This window comes from Leisingera daeponensis, assembly GCF_019801465.1.
Taxonomy (GTDB): domain Bacteria; phylum Pseudomonadota; class Alphaproteobacteria; order Rhodobacterales; family Rhodobacteraceae; genus Leisingera; species Leisingera daeponensis_A.
In genome coordinates this window covers 125518-141796 of the sequence record NZ_JAHVJA010000010.1, presented here as the reverse complement: position 1 = coordinate 141796, position 16279 = coordinate 125518, and the positions used below count along the sequence as shown (strand labels likewise).

The window sequence follows — 16279 nt, the reverse complement described above, 5'->3', positions numbered from 1 at the left end:
CGTGCTGCGGTGAATGTCGATCCCGGACCGGGCCAGGATCTGGCTCTGGCGGTATAACGGCAGGTGATCCGAGAACTTGCTGACCAGCACATGCGCGATGGCGCCCTCGGCCGGCAGACCGCCCTCGATCAGATGCGCGGGGGCCGGTGCCTGGATGACACCCTCGGCGCAGGCGCGACAGGCATACTTGGGCCGGACAGTGACGATGACACGGAGCTGCGCGGGAATAATATCCAGCCGCTCGGTGCGATCCTCGCCGATCCGGTGCATCTCGCCGCACCCGCATGGGCAGCCCAGGCTGTCCGGCTCGATCACCTTCTCGATCCGCAGCAGGTCCTTGGGCAGATTGCCCCGGTTGCGGCAGGCTGCCCTGCGCGGCACCGGACCAGTGGCCGCTTGCGCGTCCTGCTGCGTCTCGACCTCGGCCACTGCGGTCTCGAGATCCTCGAAGGCCAGCTGCCGCTCGTCCTCGCTCAGCTTCTCCGACCGCTTGCCATGCACGGCCTGGTTCAGCTCGGCGACGAGATGCTCCAGGCGTTTGTTGGCCTCCCGAAGCGCATCCCGCTCGCGCAGCACTGCCAGAACGGCGTCACGCTGGTCTTCAGGAATGGCAGAAAGGTCGATGGGCGGGGCGCTGGACATGGCCGGACCATACCCTGATCTCCCCCTATAGAAGCAGGCTTTCCGCAGCCCGAGTCACTCTGCCACAGCCGGGCGGCGCGGCTCCAGGGACCGTACCCGCCGCCAGTCCAGCCCGGCAAACAGCGCCTCGAATTGGGCACGGTTCAGCGTCATCGCCCCGTCGCGGATCGCAGGCCAGGTGCGGCCCCTGTTCCAATTGCGGTGCTGCCGGATTCGCCTGCGCCTGCATATGCCGGGATCGCCCTCGCATCGGGGGGAGCAGGCCGGGCAGGGGCCGTGAAGTCAATTTCACTTTTTTGAATATTCGTTTTTTCAAATATCAGCAGCCTTCGAAATGATTCAGATCAAAGCGACAGCCGCCGCGGTTTCCCATGGTGGCGCAGGCAGAGCTGAGGCCGGCAGGAGGAAAGGGCGGATCTGGCATCGCTGTCAGAGTGCCGCCGTTCCTTTCCGGAGCAGCCAGCCGCCGCCCGCACCAGCCGGTTGCAGCCAGCCTGCAAACAGACGGTGTGAAAATTTAGCCAAGGAGGGCGCATATGTCCGAACAGCCAACCAAAGCCGAAGAAAGGAACACCTTTCTGTTCCTTGCCGTGGTCCTGGCGCCGGTTCTGGCCGTGGCAATCGTCGGCGGGTACGGCCTGATGATCTGGATCTCTCAGATCTTCCTGGGACCGCCCGCAGGTTAAGGGCCCGGGTCAATGCCAGCGCATGCCAGCACAGCCCCTTCGCGGCGCGCCTTCCTGACCGGAAGAGTGGCCCGCCCGGATACGGAATTCCGCCCGCCCTGGACGGATGAAGCCCGGGTGCAGGCGCATTGCACCAGTTGCAGAGCCTGCGTGGACAGTTGCCCGGAGCACATTATCGAGTTTGACAGCCGGGACCGCCCGCGAATCAATTTCCGCGGCAGCGAATGCACCTTCTGCGCCGCCTGCGCCGAGGCCTGCCCGGAACCGGTGTTCGATCTGGAGCAGCCGGCCCCCTGGCCGGTCTCGGTGGAGATCACCGGCAGCTGCCTGAATGCCGCCGGAATCGCCTGCCAGCTGTGCACTGACATCTGCGACCCGCGCGCCCTGCGGATGGACCTGTCGGTCCGCCCGGTCGGTGCCATCCGGGTCGACGCCGGCGCCTGCACCGGCTGCGGCGCTTGCCTCTCCACTTGCCCGAACAACGCCATAGCGATCACCGATCCCCGCCAGCAAAGGACGTCCGCGTGACAGAAGAAATCCATATCTCCAGCCTGCTGGTGCGCTGCAACCCGGCGCAGATGGAGGCCGTCCTGGCCGCCATCCAATCCATGCCCCGCGCTGAGATTTCGCAAACCGGTCCCTCGGGCAAGATCGTCGTCCTGTTCGAAGCGGACAGCGACCGGGCCATCGGCGATGCGCTTGCCAAAATACAGCTTCTCGACGGCGTCGCCAGCGCGGCGCTTGTCTTCCATCAAACCTGCGATGCGCAGGATCTCGCCATTGAAGAAGGAGACCCCCAATGACCGGCCCCAAGACTGGCCTGACCCGCCGCGACGCCATCAAGGCGCAGGCTGCCGCCGCCGCGGCGCTTGCTGCCGGCCTGCCGGTTCCCGCGGCCGCGCAGAACCTTGTCACCGACGCCAATGTGACCGAACTCAAGTGGTCCAAGGCGCCCTGCCGCTTCTGCGGCACCGGCTGCTCGATCATGGTCGCCACCAAGGCCGGCCGCGTGGTCGCCACCCACGGCGACACCCAGGCCGAGGTCAACCGCGGCCTGAACTGCGTCAAGGGCTACTTCCTGTCGAAAATCATGTATGGCGCCGACCGCCTGACCACGCCGCTGCTGCGCAAGACGGGCGGCGAATACGACAAGAACGGCGAGTTCACCCCGGTTTCCTGGGACGAAGCCTTCGACATCATGGCCGAGAAGTGGAAGAAGACCCTGGCCGAGAAAGGCCCCGAGGGCATCGGCATGTTCGGCTCCGGCCAGTGGACCGTCTGGGAAGGCTATGCGGCGTCGAAGCTGATGAAGGCGGGCTTCCGCTCCAACAACATCGACCCCAACGCCCGCCACTGCATGGCCTCCGCCGTGGGCGGTTTCATGCGCACCTTCGGCATCGACGAGCCGATGGGCTGCTATGACGACTTCGAGAACGCCGACGCCTTTGTGCTGTGGGGTTCCAACATGGCCGAGATGCACCCGATCCTGTGGACCCGCATCACCGACCGCCGCTTCAGCCATCCGCACGTCAAGGTGGCGGTGCTGTCGACCTTCACCCACCGCAGCTTCGACCTTGCCGACATCCCGGCGGTGTTCACCCCGCACACCGACCTGGTGATGCTGAACTACATCGCCAACTACATCATTCAGAACGGCGCGGTGAACGAGGACTTCGTCTCCAAGCACGTCAACTTCAAGCGCGGCAACCAGGACATCGGCTATGGCCTGCGCCCGGAGCACCCGCTGGAGCAGATGGCCGAGAACGCGGACAAGGCCGGCGGCGCTTCGGAGATGACCTTCGAGGAATTTGCCGAGTTTGTCTCCGAGTACACGCTCGAAAAAGCATCGGAAATGTCCGGCGTCCCGGCAGAGACGCTGGAGAAGATCGCCAAGCTCTATGCCGATCCCGGCACCAAGGTCATGTCGCTCTGGACCATGGGCGTGAACCAGCACACCCGCGGTGTCTGGGTCAACAACATGATCTACAACATCCACCTGCTGACCGGCAAAATCTCCACCCCCGGCAACTCGCCGTTTTCGCTGACCGGCCAGCCCTCCGCCTGCGGCACCGCGCGCGAGGTCGGCACCTTCTCGCACCGCCTGCCTGCCGACATGGTGGTCAAGAACCCGGATCACCGGGCCAAGGCGGAAAAAATCTGGAAACTGCCCGAAGGCACCGTTCCCGGCTGGGTCGGCTCCCACGCGGTGAAGCAGAACCGCGACCTGAAGGACGGCAAGATCAACTGCTACTGGGTGCAGGTGAACAACAACATGCAGGCCGCCCCCAACATGATGGAGGAAGGGCTGCCGGGCTACCGCAACCCCGACAACTTCATCGTTGTCTCGGATGCCTATCCGACGGTGACGGCCGAGGCCGCCGACCTGATCCTGCCCGCCGCCATGTGGGTGGAGAAGGAAGGCGCCTACGGCAACGCCGAGCGCCGCACCCAGTTCTGGTACCAACTGGTCAACGCGCCGGGCGAATCCAAGTCCGACCTGTGGCAGCTGGCAGAGTTCTCCAAGCGCTTCACCACCGATGAGGTCTGGCCGGCGGAACTGCTGGATGCAAACCCGGACTACAAGGGCAAGACCCTGTTCGAGGTGCTGTTCGCCAACGGCAAGGTCGACCAGTACGAGCTGACCGAGAAGGCCCGCGAATACGGCAACCACGAATCCGAGGACTTCGGTTTTTACATCCAGAAGGGCCTGTTCGAGGAATACGCCGAATTCGGCCGCGGCAAGGCCCATGACCTTGCTCCCTTCGACACTTATCACGAGGTGCGCGGCCTGCGCTGGCCCGTGGTGGACGGCAAGGAAACCCAGTGGCGCTTCAAGGAAGGCTACGACCCCTATGTGAAAGCGGGCTCGGATTACGAATTCTACGGCAAGCCCGATGGCAAGGCGGTGATCTTTGCGCTGCCCTATGAACCGCCGGCGGAAAGCCCGGATGCAGAATACCCGATGTGGCTGGCCACCGGCCGGGTGCTGGAGCACTGGCATTCAGGCTCGATGACCCAGCGGGTGCCGGAGCTCTATCAGGCGGTGCCTGACGCGCTCTGCTACATGCACCCCGACGATGCCAAGGCCCAGGGCTTCCGGCGCGGCACCGAGGTGCGGATCATTTCACGGCGCGGTGAAATCCGCACCCGGGTGGAAACCCGCGGCCGCAACAAGCCGCCCAAGGGGCTGGTGTTTGTGCCCTGGTTCGATGCGCGCCGGCTGATCAACAAGGTCACGCTGGACGCCACCGATCCGATCTCGAAACAAACGGACTTCAAGAAATGCGCAGTCCGTATCGAAGCAGTGTGAGGCCCGTCATGAAACATCTCCGTCTCGCCATCCTGGCTGCACCGATCCTGCTGGCCTCGGCCGCTTTTGCCCAGAACCAGGTCGCCACGCTGCGCAACAATGCGCCGCTGGACCAGGAGGGCGAAGCCACCCAGATCCCCGGCGTCGTCAACACAGACATCCGCCAGGTGCGCAACTATCCGGACCAGCCGCCGCTGATCCCGCATAAGACCGACAACTACCAGGTCGATCTCAATTCCAACAAATGCCTGACCTGCCACAGCCGCACCGCCGTGGAGGTCAGCCAGGCGCCGATGATCTCGGTCACCCACTTCATGAACCGCGAGGGCCAGACCCTCGGCGCGGTCAGCCCGCGGCGCTATTTCTGCAACCAGTGCCATGTGGTGCAGACCAACGCCCGGCCGCTGGTCGAAAATGAGTTCGTCGATGTCGACAAGGTGATCGACTATGTGAAGACGCAGCAGGGCGGGGCGGACTGATGTGGACTTTCCTCAAACGGCTCTGGTGGATCATCAGGCGCCCCAGCGCCTATTTCTCGCTCGGCTTTCTGACCATGGGCGGCTTTGTGATGGGGATCATCTTCTGGGGCGGCTTCAACACCGCGCTGGAGGTCACCAACACCGAGGCCTTCTGCACCAGCTGCCACGAAATGCGTGACAACGTGTTCGAGGAGCTGAAGCCGACGATCCACTATTCCAACCGCTCCGGCGTCCGCGCGTCCTGCCCGGACTGCCACGTGCCGCACAACTGGACCAACAAGATCGCCCGCAAGATGCAGGCCTCCAAGGAGGTCTGGGGCAAAATCTTCGGCACCATCAACACGCGGGAGAAGTTCCTGGAGCACCGGCTGGAACTGGCGCAGCACGAATGGACGCGGCTTGAGGCAAACGACAGCTTGGAATGCCGCAACTGCCACTCGGATGAGTCGATGGACATCACCCGCCAGTCCAAGCGGGCGGCGGACGCGCATGAACGTTTCCTGTTCACCGGAGAGAAGACCTGCATCAACTGCCACAAGGGCATCGCCCACCAGCTGCCCGACATGGCCGCAGCCGAAGGCGAGGACCACGCAGGCCTGCTGGCTCCGGCCCATGGCGAGGGCCTCCTGGCTAGCACCCGCAGCTACCTGGGCCTGAGCAGCGACTGACGCTGCCAGCCCCGCAAAACACGAAAAGGCCGCTGTCCTGATGGGCAGCGGCCTTATTAGTGTCTGTTTGACCCAGCTTTACAGCGGGATGCTGCCCAGATGCCCCTCGCCGCGCGCGCGGGCAAGCTGCATCTGCTTCTGCCGCTCGCGGAACCGGACCTTGTCCTCTTCCGAGGTCTGATCGATGCACAGGTGGCAGCTGACGCCTTGCTCGAACTCCGGCCGGGCCTTGTCTTCGGGCAGGATCGGTCGGCGGCAGCCGTGGCACAGCTCGTGCGGGCCCTCCACCAGCCCGTGGCCGACCGACACCCGGTTGTCGAAGACAAAGCACTCGCCTTCCCAGGTGCTGTTCTCCGCGGGCATTTCCTCCAGATACCGCAGGATGCCGCCCTTCAGGTGATAGACGTCCTCCACACCCTGGCCCAGCAAGTAGTTGGTCGATTTCTCGCAGCGGATACCGCCGGTGCAGAACATCGCAACCCGTTTGTTGTGGAAGCGGTCCTTGTTCTCCTTCCACCATGCCGGAAAGTCGCGGAAGCTCTCGGTCTTGGGATCGATCGCACCCTCGAAGGTGCCGATGGCCACCTCGTAATCGTTGCGGGTGTCGATCAGTACCACATCGTCCTGCCGGATCAGGTCGTTCCACTCCTCCGGCTCGACGTAATGCCCGACGGATGCCAGCGGATCCACGTCCGGCTGGCCCATGGTGACGATCTCTTTCTTCAGCCGCACCTTCATCTTGCCAAAGGGCGGCTCAGCAGCGGTGGCCTCTTTCCAGTCCAGCCCCGCACAGCCCGGCAGCGACTTGATATGCGCCAGCACCGCATCGATGCCGGCCCGCGGGCCTGCAATGGTGCCATTGATCCCTTCCTGCGCCAGCAGCAAGGAGCCTTTGACGTCCTGTGCCTGGCACAGGCCCAGCAGCGCCGGCCGGATCGCGGCGGGATCGGGGAAACGGGTGAAGTGATAGAGGGCAGCAATCGTGTACATGCCCCGCCCTTAGAACCATGCGCGGGGGTTTTCAAGTCAAAGAACCCGTGCCGCAGCGCCAGTAAAATAAGGGCTTTGCATGTATCTTTCCGCCTGGCCGGGCTGCTGGCCGCCAACAGCAGTTCCCAAGACCCGCCCGCACCGCTACATATTGTGTATCCAGCATAGGAGATGCCGATGACCCAGGCCCTGATCGTTGTCGATGTGCAGAATGATTTCTGCCCTGGAGGCGCGCTGGCGGTGCCCGGCGGGGATGAGGTGGTGGCGCCCATCAATGCACTGATGGACCGGTTCGATGCGGTGATCCTGACCCAGGACTGGCACCCGGCGGGGCATTCCTCCTTTGCCTCCTCCCATACCGGAAAGGCGCCGTTTGAGACGACTGAAATGCCTTACGGCACCCAGGTGCTGTGGCCCGATCACTGCGTTCAGGGAACCAGCGGCGCTGCCTTTCACAAGGGGCTGCGCACCGACGGCGACCTGATCATCCGCAAGGGCTTCCGGCCTGGCATCGACAGCTATTCGGGCTTTTTCGAGAACGATCAGACCACCCCCACAGGGCTGGAGGGGTATTTGCGCAGCCGCGGCATCACGGGGGTGACCCTGGCCGGGCTGGCCACCGATTTCTGCGTTGCCTTCACCGCGCTGGATGCGGCGCGGCTGGGGTTTGCGGTGACGGTGGAGCTGTCCGCCTGCCGCGCCATTGACTTGGAAGGCTCGCTTCAGGCGGCCCTGGTGCAGATGGAAGGGGCCGGGGTGGTTCTGCGGTCCTGAACGGAAGTTTTCATATGTTAACCAATTTCGCTTAACACTGGCAGGGAGTCTGGACAGCAAGGCTGATTGATGAAGGTAGGGAACGGGTCGGACAACGGCCCATTGGCCAGCTACGAAAGAAAGTACAGCTCGCTGGAGCTGATGCTGCGTTATGCCAAGGGGCGGTACAAAACCTTCTGGCCGCGCCAGCTGTTTGTTTTCGGGGTCTGCCTGTTTCTGGGGCTTGCGACGGACATGACCATCGCCGCCTTCGGGTTCCTGGCGGCATTTACCGGGGATGCCGCGGACAGCTTCTGCCTGCGGCGGCTTCCGGTTCTGGCGGCCAACGGCGTTCCAGAGCGCCGGCTGCGGCTTCTGTCCACCGCGTCAGCGGCGATCTACGGTGCCGGGATGAGCATCTGCGCCACCTTGCCATACTGGCCCTGGGTGGAGGCGGGCGTGGACACCGGCCACCATATAGACATTCTGTTCTCCATCGCCTTTTTGACCGGTGTCGCGATGAACGCGGCAATCACCCTGCCGTATCACAGGGCGGCCTCGGTTGTCTGGATGCTCTTTTTCTGCGCGGTCCCGACGGTGATGCTCTGGGCCGACTTGAAATCGGGCGGCGGCTTCACAACCGAATGGCAGCTGCACGCTGCCGGAATTGTAACCATGACCGGCTACATGTTCTGGCTGGCCAGCTACGGGCGCCGCGCCTTTGAAAACACCCGCCAGTACAACCAGGCCACTGCCGCCCAGCAGCAGCAGCTGGAGGCCGCGAACACCCGCCTGCAGGAGCAGCGGATGGAGGCCCGGCGCCTGGCGCTGGTCGCCAGAAACGCAAATGACAGCGTGATGCTGATGGACCGCGAAGGGCGCATCACTTGGGTGAACGACAGTTTCTCCCGCCTGTCCGGGTATTCCTTCGACGAGGCGGTTGGCGCCTTCCCGGGCGATCTGCTGAACGGCGGCAAGACAGACCCGGCCACAATTCAGAAACTGGATGACGGCATCCGGCACGCAGTGCCGGTGCGGGTCCAGGTCTGCAACCGGCGCAAGGACGGGAGCTGGATATGGATCGAAACCAGCCAGGTTCCCATGCTCAACAGCGCAGGCGAGGTGGAAACCGTGATCGCGGTGGAGCGGGACATCACCGCCTCCAAGGAGCACGCCCGCCAGCTGGAAGAGGCCCGTATCGCAGCAGAGGAGGGGGCCCGCGCCAAGGCCGATTTCCTCGCCACCATGAGCCACGAGATCCGAACCCCGATGAACGGGGTGATTGGCATGGCGCAACTGCTGCGCGACAGCGGCCTCAGCGAGGAGCAGGAGGTGTACGCCGATACCATCCTCAGTTCCGCCGGCATGCTGCTGGGCCTGATCAATGACGTTCTCGACTTCTCCAAGATGGACGCGGAGGAAATTTCCCTCAGCCCGGTTAACTTCGATCCCCGCGCCTGTTTCGAAAGCACGGTCCGTCTGCTGCAGGCCCAGGCCGGCGGCAAGGGACTGGAAATGGCGCTGGATATTCAGGACGATCTGCCTGCGCAGCTTTACGGCGACGACCGGCGGATCCGGCAGATTCTGATGAATCTGGCTGGCAATGCCATCAAGTTCACCAAGCAGGGCCGGGTGGCGGTGGCGCTGGGCGGCGCGCCCGCGGACGGCGGGTATGAGCTGACCTTCACCGTGACCGACACCGGCATCGGCATCGCCGAGCACAAGCTGGCCGATGTGTTCGAAAGGTTCTCGCAGGCGGATGCCGCAATCAGCCGCCAGTACGGCGGCACCGGCCTGGGGCTGGCGATCTCGCGCCGCCTGGCAGAGGCGATGGGCGGCAGCATCGCGGTATCGTCAGAATTGGGTGCCGGCTCCTGCTTCGCGGTGCGGCTGAAGCTGCAGGCGGAACAGGCAGACGGCGCCGCTCTGCCGGCCGGGGCTGCGGCCGCGGACGATGCGGCGGAGCTGGGCGGGCTGCGGATTCTGGTCGCTGAGGACAACGCGGTGAACCGGCTGCTGGTAGAGAAGTTCCTGAACGCCGCGCCGGTGGAGCTTGCCTTTGCCTGCGATGGCCGCGAGGCGGTGGCGCAATTCGAGGGGTTTGAGCCTGACATCATCCTGATGGACATGTCGATGCCGGAAATGGACGGTCTGGAAGCAACCCGGGCAATCCGGGCCTTGCCCCGGCCGCAGCCCGCTATTGTCGCCCTGACGGCCAATGCCTTCGAGTCTGACCGCAAGGCCTGCATGGCGGCCGGCATGGACGACTTCATGAGCAAGCCGATCAGCAAATCCGAGCTGCTGGACCTGCTGGCCCAGCTGGCGCCTCAGGCGCAAAGCCGCCGCGCGGGCTGATCTCCTTGCCCCGGCCGGACAGCTGTCCTATCAATCAGTGACCCTTATGCACGAGGCCGCCGGTGGATATTGCAACCCGCGTCTACAATCACAAATGGAAGATCGACCCGATCGTCCGGTCGCTGATTGATACTGATTTCTACAAGCTTCTGATGTGCCAGTCGGTGTTCCGCAACAAGCCGGACACCACCGTTACCTTCTCGCTGATCAACCGCTCGGCTCATGTGCCGCTGGCGCAACTGATCGACGAGGGCGAGCTGCGCGAACAGCTGGACCACATCCGTTCGCTGTCCCTGAGCCGCGGCGAAAGCACCTGGCTGCGCGGCAATACCTTCTATGGTAAGCGGCAGATGTTCCGCCCCGATTTCATGGAGTGGTTCGAGGGGCTGCGGCTGCCGCCCTACCACCTGGAGCGCAAGGGCGACCAGTATGAGCTGACGTTCGAGGGCAAGTGGCATGAGGTCATGCTGTGGGAAATCCCGGCGCTCGCCGTGCTGATGGAACTGCGCAGCCGTGCCGTCATCAACAGCATGGGCCGGTTCGAGCTGCAGGTGCTCTATGCCCGCGCGATGACCCGGGTCTGGGAAAAGATCGAGCGCCTGCGCGAGGTTGACGGGCTGACGATCGCCGATTTCGGCACCCGCCGCCGCCACTCTTTCCTCTGGCAGGACTGGTGCGTGCAGGCAATGATCGAAGGGCTCGGGGGCAAATTCACCGGCACCTCCAACTGCCTCATCGCCATGCGCCGCGAGGTGGAGGCGATCGGCACCAACGCGCATGAGCTGCCGATGGTCTATGCCGCGCTGGCGGACAGCGATGCGGAACTGGCGCAAGCCCCGTATGACGTTCTGTCCGACTGGCATGACGAGCACGAGGGCAACCTGCGCATCATCCTGCCTGACACCTATGGCACTGAAGGATTCCTGGACCGCGCCCCCGACTGGCTGGCCGGCTGGACCGGCATCCGCATCGACAGCGGCGATCCGGCCAAGGGCGCCGAGATGGCGATCGACTGGTGGAAGGCGCGCGGTGAGGATCCGGGAGAGAAACGGGTGATCTTCTCCGACGGCCTGGACGTGCAGCAGATCCAGGACCTGCACGCGCAGTTCGCGGACCGCACCAAGGTCTCCTTCGGCTGGGGCACGCTCCTGACCAACGACTTCCGCGGGCTGGTGCCGGATGACGCGCTGGCGCCGTTCTCACTGGTCTGCAAGGCGGTCTCTGCCAACGGGCGGCCCACAGTCAAACTGTCGGACAACCCGGAAAAAGCGATGGGTCCGGCGGAGGAAATCGAGCGCTACAAGCGGGTTTTCGGTGTCGGAGAGCAGGAGCGGCAGGCGGTAATCGTCTGATAACACTTCGCCAGTCTTGCGGCGGTTTCCACGCCGGTCAGCACAATTAGTGGCAGACTCTCTGCCCCAATGTTTCGCGCGCGAAACATTGGGGCAGCAGAGCTGACCTAACAGCGTGTCCTAGCCGTGATGCGCGGCCACGGTCTTGAGCTGGGAGAACCCGTAAAGCGCCTCAAAGCCTTTTTCCCGCCCGTGGCCGGATTTTCCGACCCCGCCAAAGGGCAGCTCCACCCCGCCGCCGGCGCCGTAGTTGTTGAGGAACACCTGGCCCGCGCGCAGCCGTTTTGCCAGCCGCATCTGCCGGGCCCCGTCACGGGTCCAGACGCTGGCGACCAGGCCGTAGTCCGTCGCATTGGCAATCCGCAGCGCGTCCTCTTCGGTACCGAACGGGATCAGCACCTGCACCGGGCCAAAGATCTCCTCCCGCGCCAGCGCGTGATCTTCCGGCACGTCCGAGAAAAGGGTGGGGCGCACATAGGCGCCGCTTTTTGGCGCATTGGCAACGATTGCCCCCTGTGCCGCCACCGGCAGGTCCGCGCCCTGCTTCAGGTAGTCTTCTACAATCTGCTTCTGCCGGGCGGAAATCAGCGGCCCGACCCGCAGATCATCCGCCGCCGGTCCCACGGTCAGCGTGCCATAGGCTTCGGCCATGCGCGCTTTCACCTCCTCATAGATCCCGCGCTGGACCAGGATGCGCGAGGACGCGGAGCAGGTCTGGCCCGCGTTCTGGATGCCGGCGTTCACCAGGAACGGCAGGGCGGCGTCCAGATCGGCATCGTCAAACACCAGCTGCGGGGACTTGCCGCCCAGCTCCAGCGTCACCGGCACCACGTTGGCCCCCGCCGCCTGCTGCACCAGCGCGCCCGTGCGCACCGACCCGGTGAAGGAGATGTGATGCACGCCCGGATGCCCAGCCAGCGCTGCCCCGGCCTCCGCGCCCAGTCCCGGCACCACGTTCAGCGCACCCGCAGGCAGCCCGGCCTCCATGGCGATATGGGCAAAGGCCAGGGCTGTCAGGCAGGCTTCCTCGGCCGGTTTCAGCACGCAGGCATTGCCCATCGCCAGCGCCGCGCCGACAGACCGCCCGATGATCTGCATCGGATAGTTCCACGGCACGATATGGCCGGTAACCCCATGCGGCTCGCGCAGGGTATAGACGGTGTAGCCGTCGAGGTAGGGGATGGTCTCGCCCATCACCTTGTCCGCCGCGCCGCCGTAGAACTCGCAGTACCGCGCCAGCGCCACCGCGTCGGCCCGCGCCTGGCTCAGCGGCTTGCCCACGTCCATCGCCTCAATCACCGCCAGCAGCTCCACCCGCTCCAGCACGAACTGGCCGATCCGGGTCAGGATGCGGCCCCGCTCCAGCGCGGTCATGCGGCCCCAGGCGCCGTCCAGCGCTGCCTCTGCCTCCTGCACTGCGGCCTCGATATCCGCCGCGCCGCCGCGGGCGATCCGGCAGATTTCGCTGCCGTCCGACGGGTTCACCAGCGGCAGTGTGCCGCCGTCGGCCGCGGGCAGCCACTTGCCGCCGATGAGGCAGAGCGCGGGATCGAACCAGAGGGGATCAGACATGCTGGGGGCTCCTTTCGGGATCGGACGTGCCGGGCAGCACCGGGGCTGCGGCGATCAGCTGTCGGGTGTAGGGGTGCTGCGGATTGGCGAAGACCTGTTCGGTGTCCCCCTGCTCAACGATCTCGCCCTGTTTCATTACCAGGCAGCGGTCGGTGATCGTGCGCACCACGCTCAGGTCGTGGCTGATGAACAGATAGGTCAGCGAATAAGCCGCGCACAGCTCCGCCAGCAGGTCGAGGATGCGGGCGCGGACTGAGACGTCTAGTGCCGAGACCGCCTCGTCAAAGATGATCAGCTCCGGCCGCGTGATCAGGGCGCGGGCGATGGCGATGCGCTGGCGCTGCCCGCCGGAGAATTGGTGGATGTATTTGCCGGCATCCTCCGGCTTCAGCCCGACGCCAGTCAGGGTTTCGGCAATCAGATCCCTGCGCGCCGCGCCGGTTGGCGGATCAGGCAGCGTATGGAACGGTTCGGTGATCAGCCGCTCTACCCGGTGGCGCGGGTTGAAGCTTCCGTAGGGGTCCTGAAACACCACCTGCATCCTGCGCCGGGTCTCAGGTGCGGGTTGAGTCGTTACGGGCTCCCCGTCCAGCCGGATCTCCCCGCCCTGCAGCGGCTCCAGCCCCAGAATCGCCCGTGTCAGGGTCGATTTTCCGCAGCCCGATTCCCCCACCAGCCCCAGCCGCTCGCCCCGGTTCAGGGTGAAGGAGACATTCTTCACAGCGCGGAATGCACCGGGTTTGGAAAACAGCGACTTCCGAGGGGTCTTGTAGTCGCGGACCGCGTTCCTGACTTCCAGCAACGGCGCAGGGGCAGGCGGCTGCGGCAGCGCCACCTGATGGTTCGAAGCCGCAAAAAGCATCCGGGTGTAGGGGTGGCGCATGTTGCGCAAGAGCCAGTCCGTATGCCCGGTTTCCACCACCTCGCCGTGGCGCATGACGACGATCCGGTCGGCCAGATCCGCCACCACCGCCAGGTCATGGGTGATGATCAAGAGCCCCATGCCATAGTCCTGCACCAGGTCCTTCAGCAGCGCCAGGATCTGCGCCTGGGTGGTCACATCCAGCGCCGTGGTCGGCTCATCCGCGATCAAGAGCTTTGGGCGCAGGGCGATGGCCATGGCAATCACCACCCGCTGGCGCTGGCCGCCCGACAGCTCATGCGGGTAGCGGCTGAGGGGGAAGCGGTCTGCGGGCAGGCCGACCCGCTCCAGCACCTCCCGCGCGCGGGCTTCAGCCTGCTCGCGCGGCATTGCCGTGTGGATCAGAATGGTTTCCATCACCTGTTCGCCGATGGTTTTAACAGGGTTCAGCGCGGTCATCGGCTCCTGAAACACCATGCCGACAGACTGGCCGCGGATGGCGCACATCCGCTCCTCTGACTGCTCCAGCAGCTGGGTGCCGTCGAGGGTGATGTACCCCTTGGTCCGGGCCAGATCCGGCAGCAGCTGCATGATGGCAAAGGCGGTCATCGACTTGCCCGATCCGCTCTCGCCGGTGACAGCGACGATCTCGCCCGGCTCGACGTGAAAGGAGACGTCCTTCAGCACCCGGAAGGCGCCGATCTTCAGCGACAGGCTGGTGACATCCAGAAGCGTCATGCGCGCGCCACCCTCAGTTTCGGGTCGAGGTGGTCGCGCAGCCCGTCGCCGAGCAGGTTCAGCCCCAGCACTGTCAGAATGATCGCCATGCCCGGCACCAGCGCCAGATGCGGCGCGAAGCTGACCATGGTTTGCGCGTCAGCCAGCATCCGTCCCCAGCTGGGAGTGGGCGGCTGCGCGCCGAGGCCGACATAGCTGAGGCCCGCCTCGGCCAGAATGCCGAGCGAGAACTGGATGGTGCCCTGCACGATCAGCAGGTTCATCACGTTGGGCAGAATGTGCTCGGCGGAGATGCGCGCGGCGCTTTTGCCGGCCACCCGCGCGGCCAGGATGAACTCCCGCTCCCACAGGGACAGCGCCGCGCCGCGGGTGATGCGGGCGAAGACGGGGATGTTGAAGATGCCGATGGCGATGATGGCATTGACCGCGCCGGCCCCCAGCACGGCGGTGATCAGGATGGCAATCACCAGCGACGGGAAGGCAAAGACCAGATCGTTGCCGCGCATGATCAGCTCATCCAGCCACGACCCTTTGCGTGCCGCGGCGGCCAGCCCCAGCGGCACGCCTGCGCCCATGCCGATGCCGACGGCCACTAAGGCGACGGCGATGGAGGTGCGGGCACCGACCATGATCATCGCCATCAGGTCGCGCCCGAAGTGATCGGTGCCGAGCCAGTGCTGCGCATTGGGTGTCTGCAGCTTGGCGGGAATATTCATCGCAGCGTGGTCAAACGGCGTCCAGACGAACGACAGCACCGCCGCCAGCAGCACCAGCGAGGACAAAACAGCGCCAAGGATCAGGTTGCGGGTCATGAACGGCTCCTGAGGCGCGGGTCGACCAGCGCATAGGCGAGATCGACCAGGAAATTCACTGTGATGACGGCAAAGACCAGCAGCATCACCACCGACTCCACCACGATCAGATCGCGCGAGGAGATCGCCTGGAACACCAGCCGCCCGAGGCCGGGCAGGTAGAACACCTGCTCGATGATGATGGCGCCCGCCAGCAGGAAGGAGAACTGCAGGCCGATGATGGTCAGCACCGGGATCAGCGCGTTGCGCACCCCGTGCCGCCACAGTGCCTGGCGGCGGGTCAATCCCTTGGCGCGGGCGGTGCGCATGAAATCCTCGCCCAGGATGTCCAGAAGGGCCGAGCGCATCACCCGGGTCAGGATCGCTGCCTGCGGCAGCGCCAGCGCAATGGCGGGCAGGGTGAGCGCATGGAGGCCCGCCCAAAGCCCCGCGTCCCAGCCTGGAAACCCGCCGGCGCTGAACCAGCGCAGGTTGATGGCAAAGATCAGCACCAGCATCATCGCAAACCAGAAATTCGGCACCGCCACCCCTAGCTGGGTCGCGCCCATCACCGCCATGTCACCGGGCTGCCCGCGGCGGGCGGCGGCGTAGATGCCGGCCGGAAAAGCGATCAGGGTGGACAGTGTCAGCGCATATAGCGCCAGCGGCAGCGACACCCACAGCCGGTCCGCGATCATCCCTGCAACCGGCGTGCGGTAGGTGTAGGATGTGCCGAAATCGCCGCTCAGCATCCCCGCGGCCCAGGACAGGTAGCGGGCCAGCTTGCCCTGATCCAGGCCCAGTTCCGTGCGCAGCGCCGCAACGGTGTCGGGCTGCGCGTTGACCCCCAGCATGAAGGAGGCCGGGTCGCCCGGCGCCACCTCGACCACGAGGAAGATCACCAGCGAGGCGACGGCCAGGCTGACGATCAGCGACAACAGGCGTTTCAGGGCGTAATGCAGCATGGCTGCCACGTTAGGAGCCTGAGCTGAACGGGTCCAGAGGGCAGCGCAGGGAAACCGCAGCTCACCGGCAAAAATGCGCAGCGTCAAAGGGTTGGCCGGACCCTCTCCGGGAAACC

The 16279-nt window shown here is 65.0% G+C and carries 15 protein-coding genes; 9 read left to right on the top strand and 6 right to left on the bottom strand.

Going from position 1 to position 16279, the window contains the following annotated elements; translation table 11 throughout:
- Positions 1 to 642, bottom strand: a 642-nt coding sequence (locus tag KUV26_RS18635; RefSeq protein ID WP_222509498.1) for an IS66 family transposase zinc-finger binding domain-containing protein, incomplete at its 3' end; no start/stop codon positions are given.
- 536 nt (positions 643 to 1178) lie between these two features.
- On the opposite strand from KUV26_RS18635, the gene napE reads away from it, so the two are divergent.
- Genes napE through KUV26_RS18600 form a run of 6 tightly spaced genes read left to right on the top strand, consistent with a single transcriptional unit; the run spans position 1179 to position 5785 of the window.
- Positions 1179 to 1328 carry a periplasmic nitrate reductase, NapE protein gene (gene napE, locus KUV26_RS18625; RefSeq protein WP_222504738.1) on the top strand — a complete coding sequence of 50 codons (150 nt, stop codon included), beginning with the start codon at positions 1179 to 1181 and terminating at the stop codon, positions 1326 to 1328.
- A gap of 12 nt (positions 1329 to 1340) precedes the next feature.
- Complete coding sequence (locus KUV26_RS18620) at positions 1341 to 1856, top strand: ferredoxin-type protein NapF (RefSeq protein ID WP_222509496.1); 516 nt, start codon at positions 1341 to 1343, stop codon at positions 1854 to 1856.
- Positions 1853 to 2131 carry a chaperone NapD gene (locus KUV26_RS18615; RefSeq protein ID WP_222509495.1) on the top strand — a complete coding sequence of 93 codons (279 nt, stop codon included), beginning with the start codon at positions 1853 to 1855 and terminating at the stop codon, positions 2129 to 2131. Before KUV26_RS18620 ends, KUV26_RS18615 begins: the two co-directional genes overlap by 4 nt.
- A complete protein-coding gene (gene napA, locus KUV26_RS18610; protein ID WP_222509494.1) occupies positions 2128 to 4638 on the top strand; it encodes a nitrate reductase catalytic subunit NapA in 2511 nt (836 codons plus the stop codon). Before KUV26_RS18615 ends, napA begins: the two co-directional genes overlap by 4 nt.
- 8 nt (positions 4639 to 4646) lie before the next feature.
- Complete coding sequence (locus KUV26_RS18605) at positions 4647 to 5117, top strand: nitrate reductase cytochrome c-type subunit (protein WP_222509493.1); 471 nt, start codon at positions 4647 to 4649, stop codon at positions 5115 to 5117.
- Positions 5117 to 5785 carry a NapC/NirT family cytochrome c gene (locus KUV26_RS18600; RefSeq protein WP_222504733.1) on the top strand — a complete coding sequence of 223 codons (669 nt, stop codon included), beginning with the start codon at positions 5117 to 5119 and terminating at the stop codon, positions 5783 to 5785. Before KUV26_RS18605 ends, KUV26_RS18600 begins: the two co-directional genes overlap by 1 nt.
- A gap of 78 nt (positions 5786 to 5863) precedes the next feature.
- Here the strand turns inward: KUV26_RS18600 and KUV26_RS18595 are convergent, their stop codons facing one another.
- Complete coding sequence (locus KUV26_RS18595) at positions 5864 to 6775, bottom strand: rhodanese-related sulfurtransferase (protein WP_222509492.1); 912 nt, start codon at positions 6773 to 6775, stop codon at positions 5864 to 5866.
- Positions 6776 to 6952: 177 nt separating this feature from the next.
- On the opposite strand from KUV26_RS18595, the gene pncA reads away from it, so the two are divergent.
- The 3 genes from pncA (at position 6953) to pncB (ending at position 11235) form a co-directional block, all read left to right on the top strand.
- Positions 6953 to 7549, top strand: a complete 597-nt coding sequence (gene pncA, locus KUV26_RS18590; protein ID WP_222509491.1) for a bifunctional nicotinamidase/pyrazinamidase — start codon at positions 6953 to 6955, stop codon at positions 7547 to 7549.
- Positions 7550 to 7618: 69 nt separating this feature from the next.
- On the top strand, positions 7619 to 9883 hold the full coding sequence (locus tag KUV26_RS18585) for a PAS domain-containing hybrid sensor histidine kinase/response regulator (RefSeq protein ID WP_222509490.1): 2265 nt from the start codon (positions 7619 to 7621) through the stop codon (positions 9881 to 9883).
- 62 nt (positions 9884 to 9945) lie between these two features.
- Complete coding sequence (pncB, locus tag KUV26_RS18580) at positions 9946 to 11235, top strand: nicotinate phosphoribosyltransferase (RefSeq protein ID WP_222504729.1); 1290 nt, start codon at positions 9946 to 9948, stop codon at positions 11233 to 11235.
- A 120-nt stretch (positions 11236 to 11355) separates the two neighbouring features.
- Here the strand turns inward: pncB and KUV26_RS18575 are convergent, their stop codons facing one another.
- Genes KUV26_RS18575 through KUV26_RS18560 form a run of 4 tightly spaced genes read right to left on the bottom strand, consistent with a single transcriptional unit; the run spans position 11356 to position 16163 of the window.
- On the bottom strand, positions 11356 to 12807 hold the full coding sequence (locus KUV26_RS18575) for an aldehyde dehydrogenase family protein (RefSeq protein ID WP_222509489.1): 1452 nt from the start codon (positions 12805 to 12807) through the stop codon (positions 11356 to 11358).
- Positions 12800 to 14407, bottom strand: a complete 1608-nt coding sequence (locus KUV26_RS18570; RefSeq protein WP_222509488.1) for an ABC transporter ATP-binding protein — start codon at positions 14405 to 14407, stop codon at positions 12800 to 12802. The genes KUV26_RS18575 and KUV26_RS18570 overlap by 8 nt, the downstream gene beginning before the upstream one ends.
- Entirely contained in the window at positions 14404 to 15219 is an 816-nt protein-coding gene (locus KUV26_RS18565; RefSeq protein WP_222509487.1) for an ABC transporter permease, read from the bottom strand. The genes KUV26_RS18570 and KUV26_RS18565 overlap by 4 nt, the downstream gene beginning before the upstream one ends.
- A complete protein-coding gene (locus KUV26_RS18560; RefSeq protein ID WP_222509486.1) occupies positions 15216 to 16163 on the bottom strand; it encodes an ABC transporter permease in 948 nt (315 codons plus the stop codon). Before KUV26_RS18560 ends, KUV26_RS18565 begins: the two co-directional genes overlap by 4 nt.
- Between the last annotated feature and the right edge of the window lie 116 nt (positions 16164 to 16279).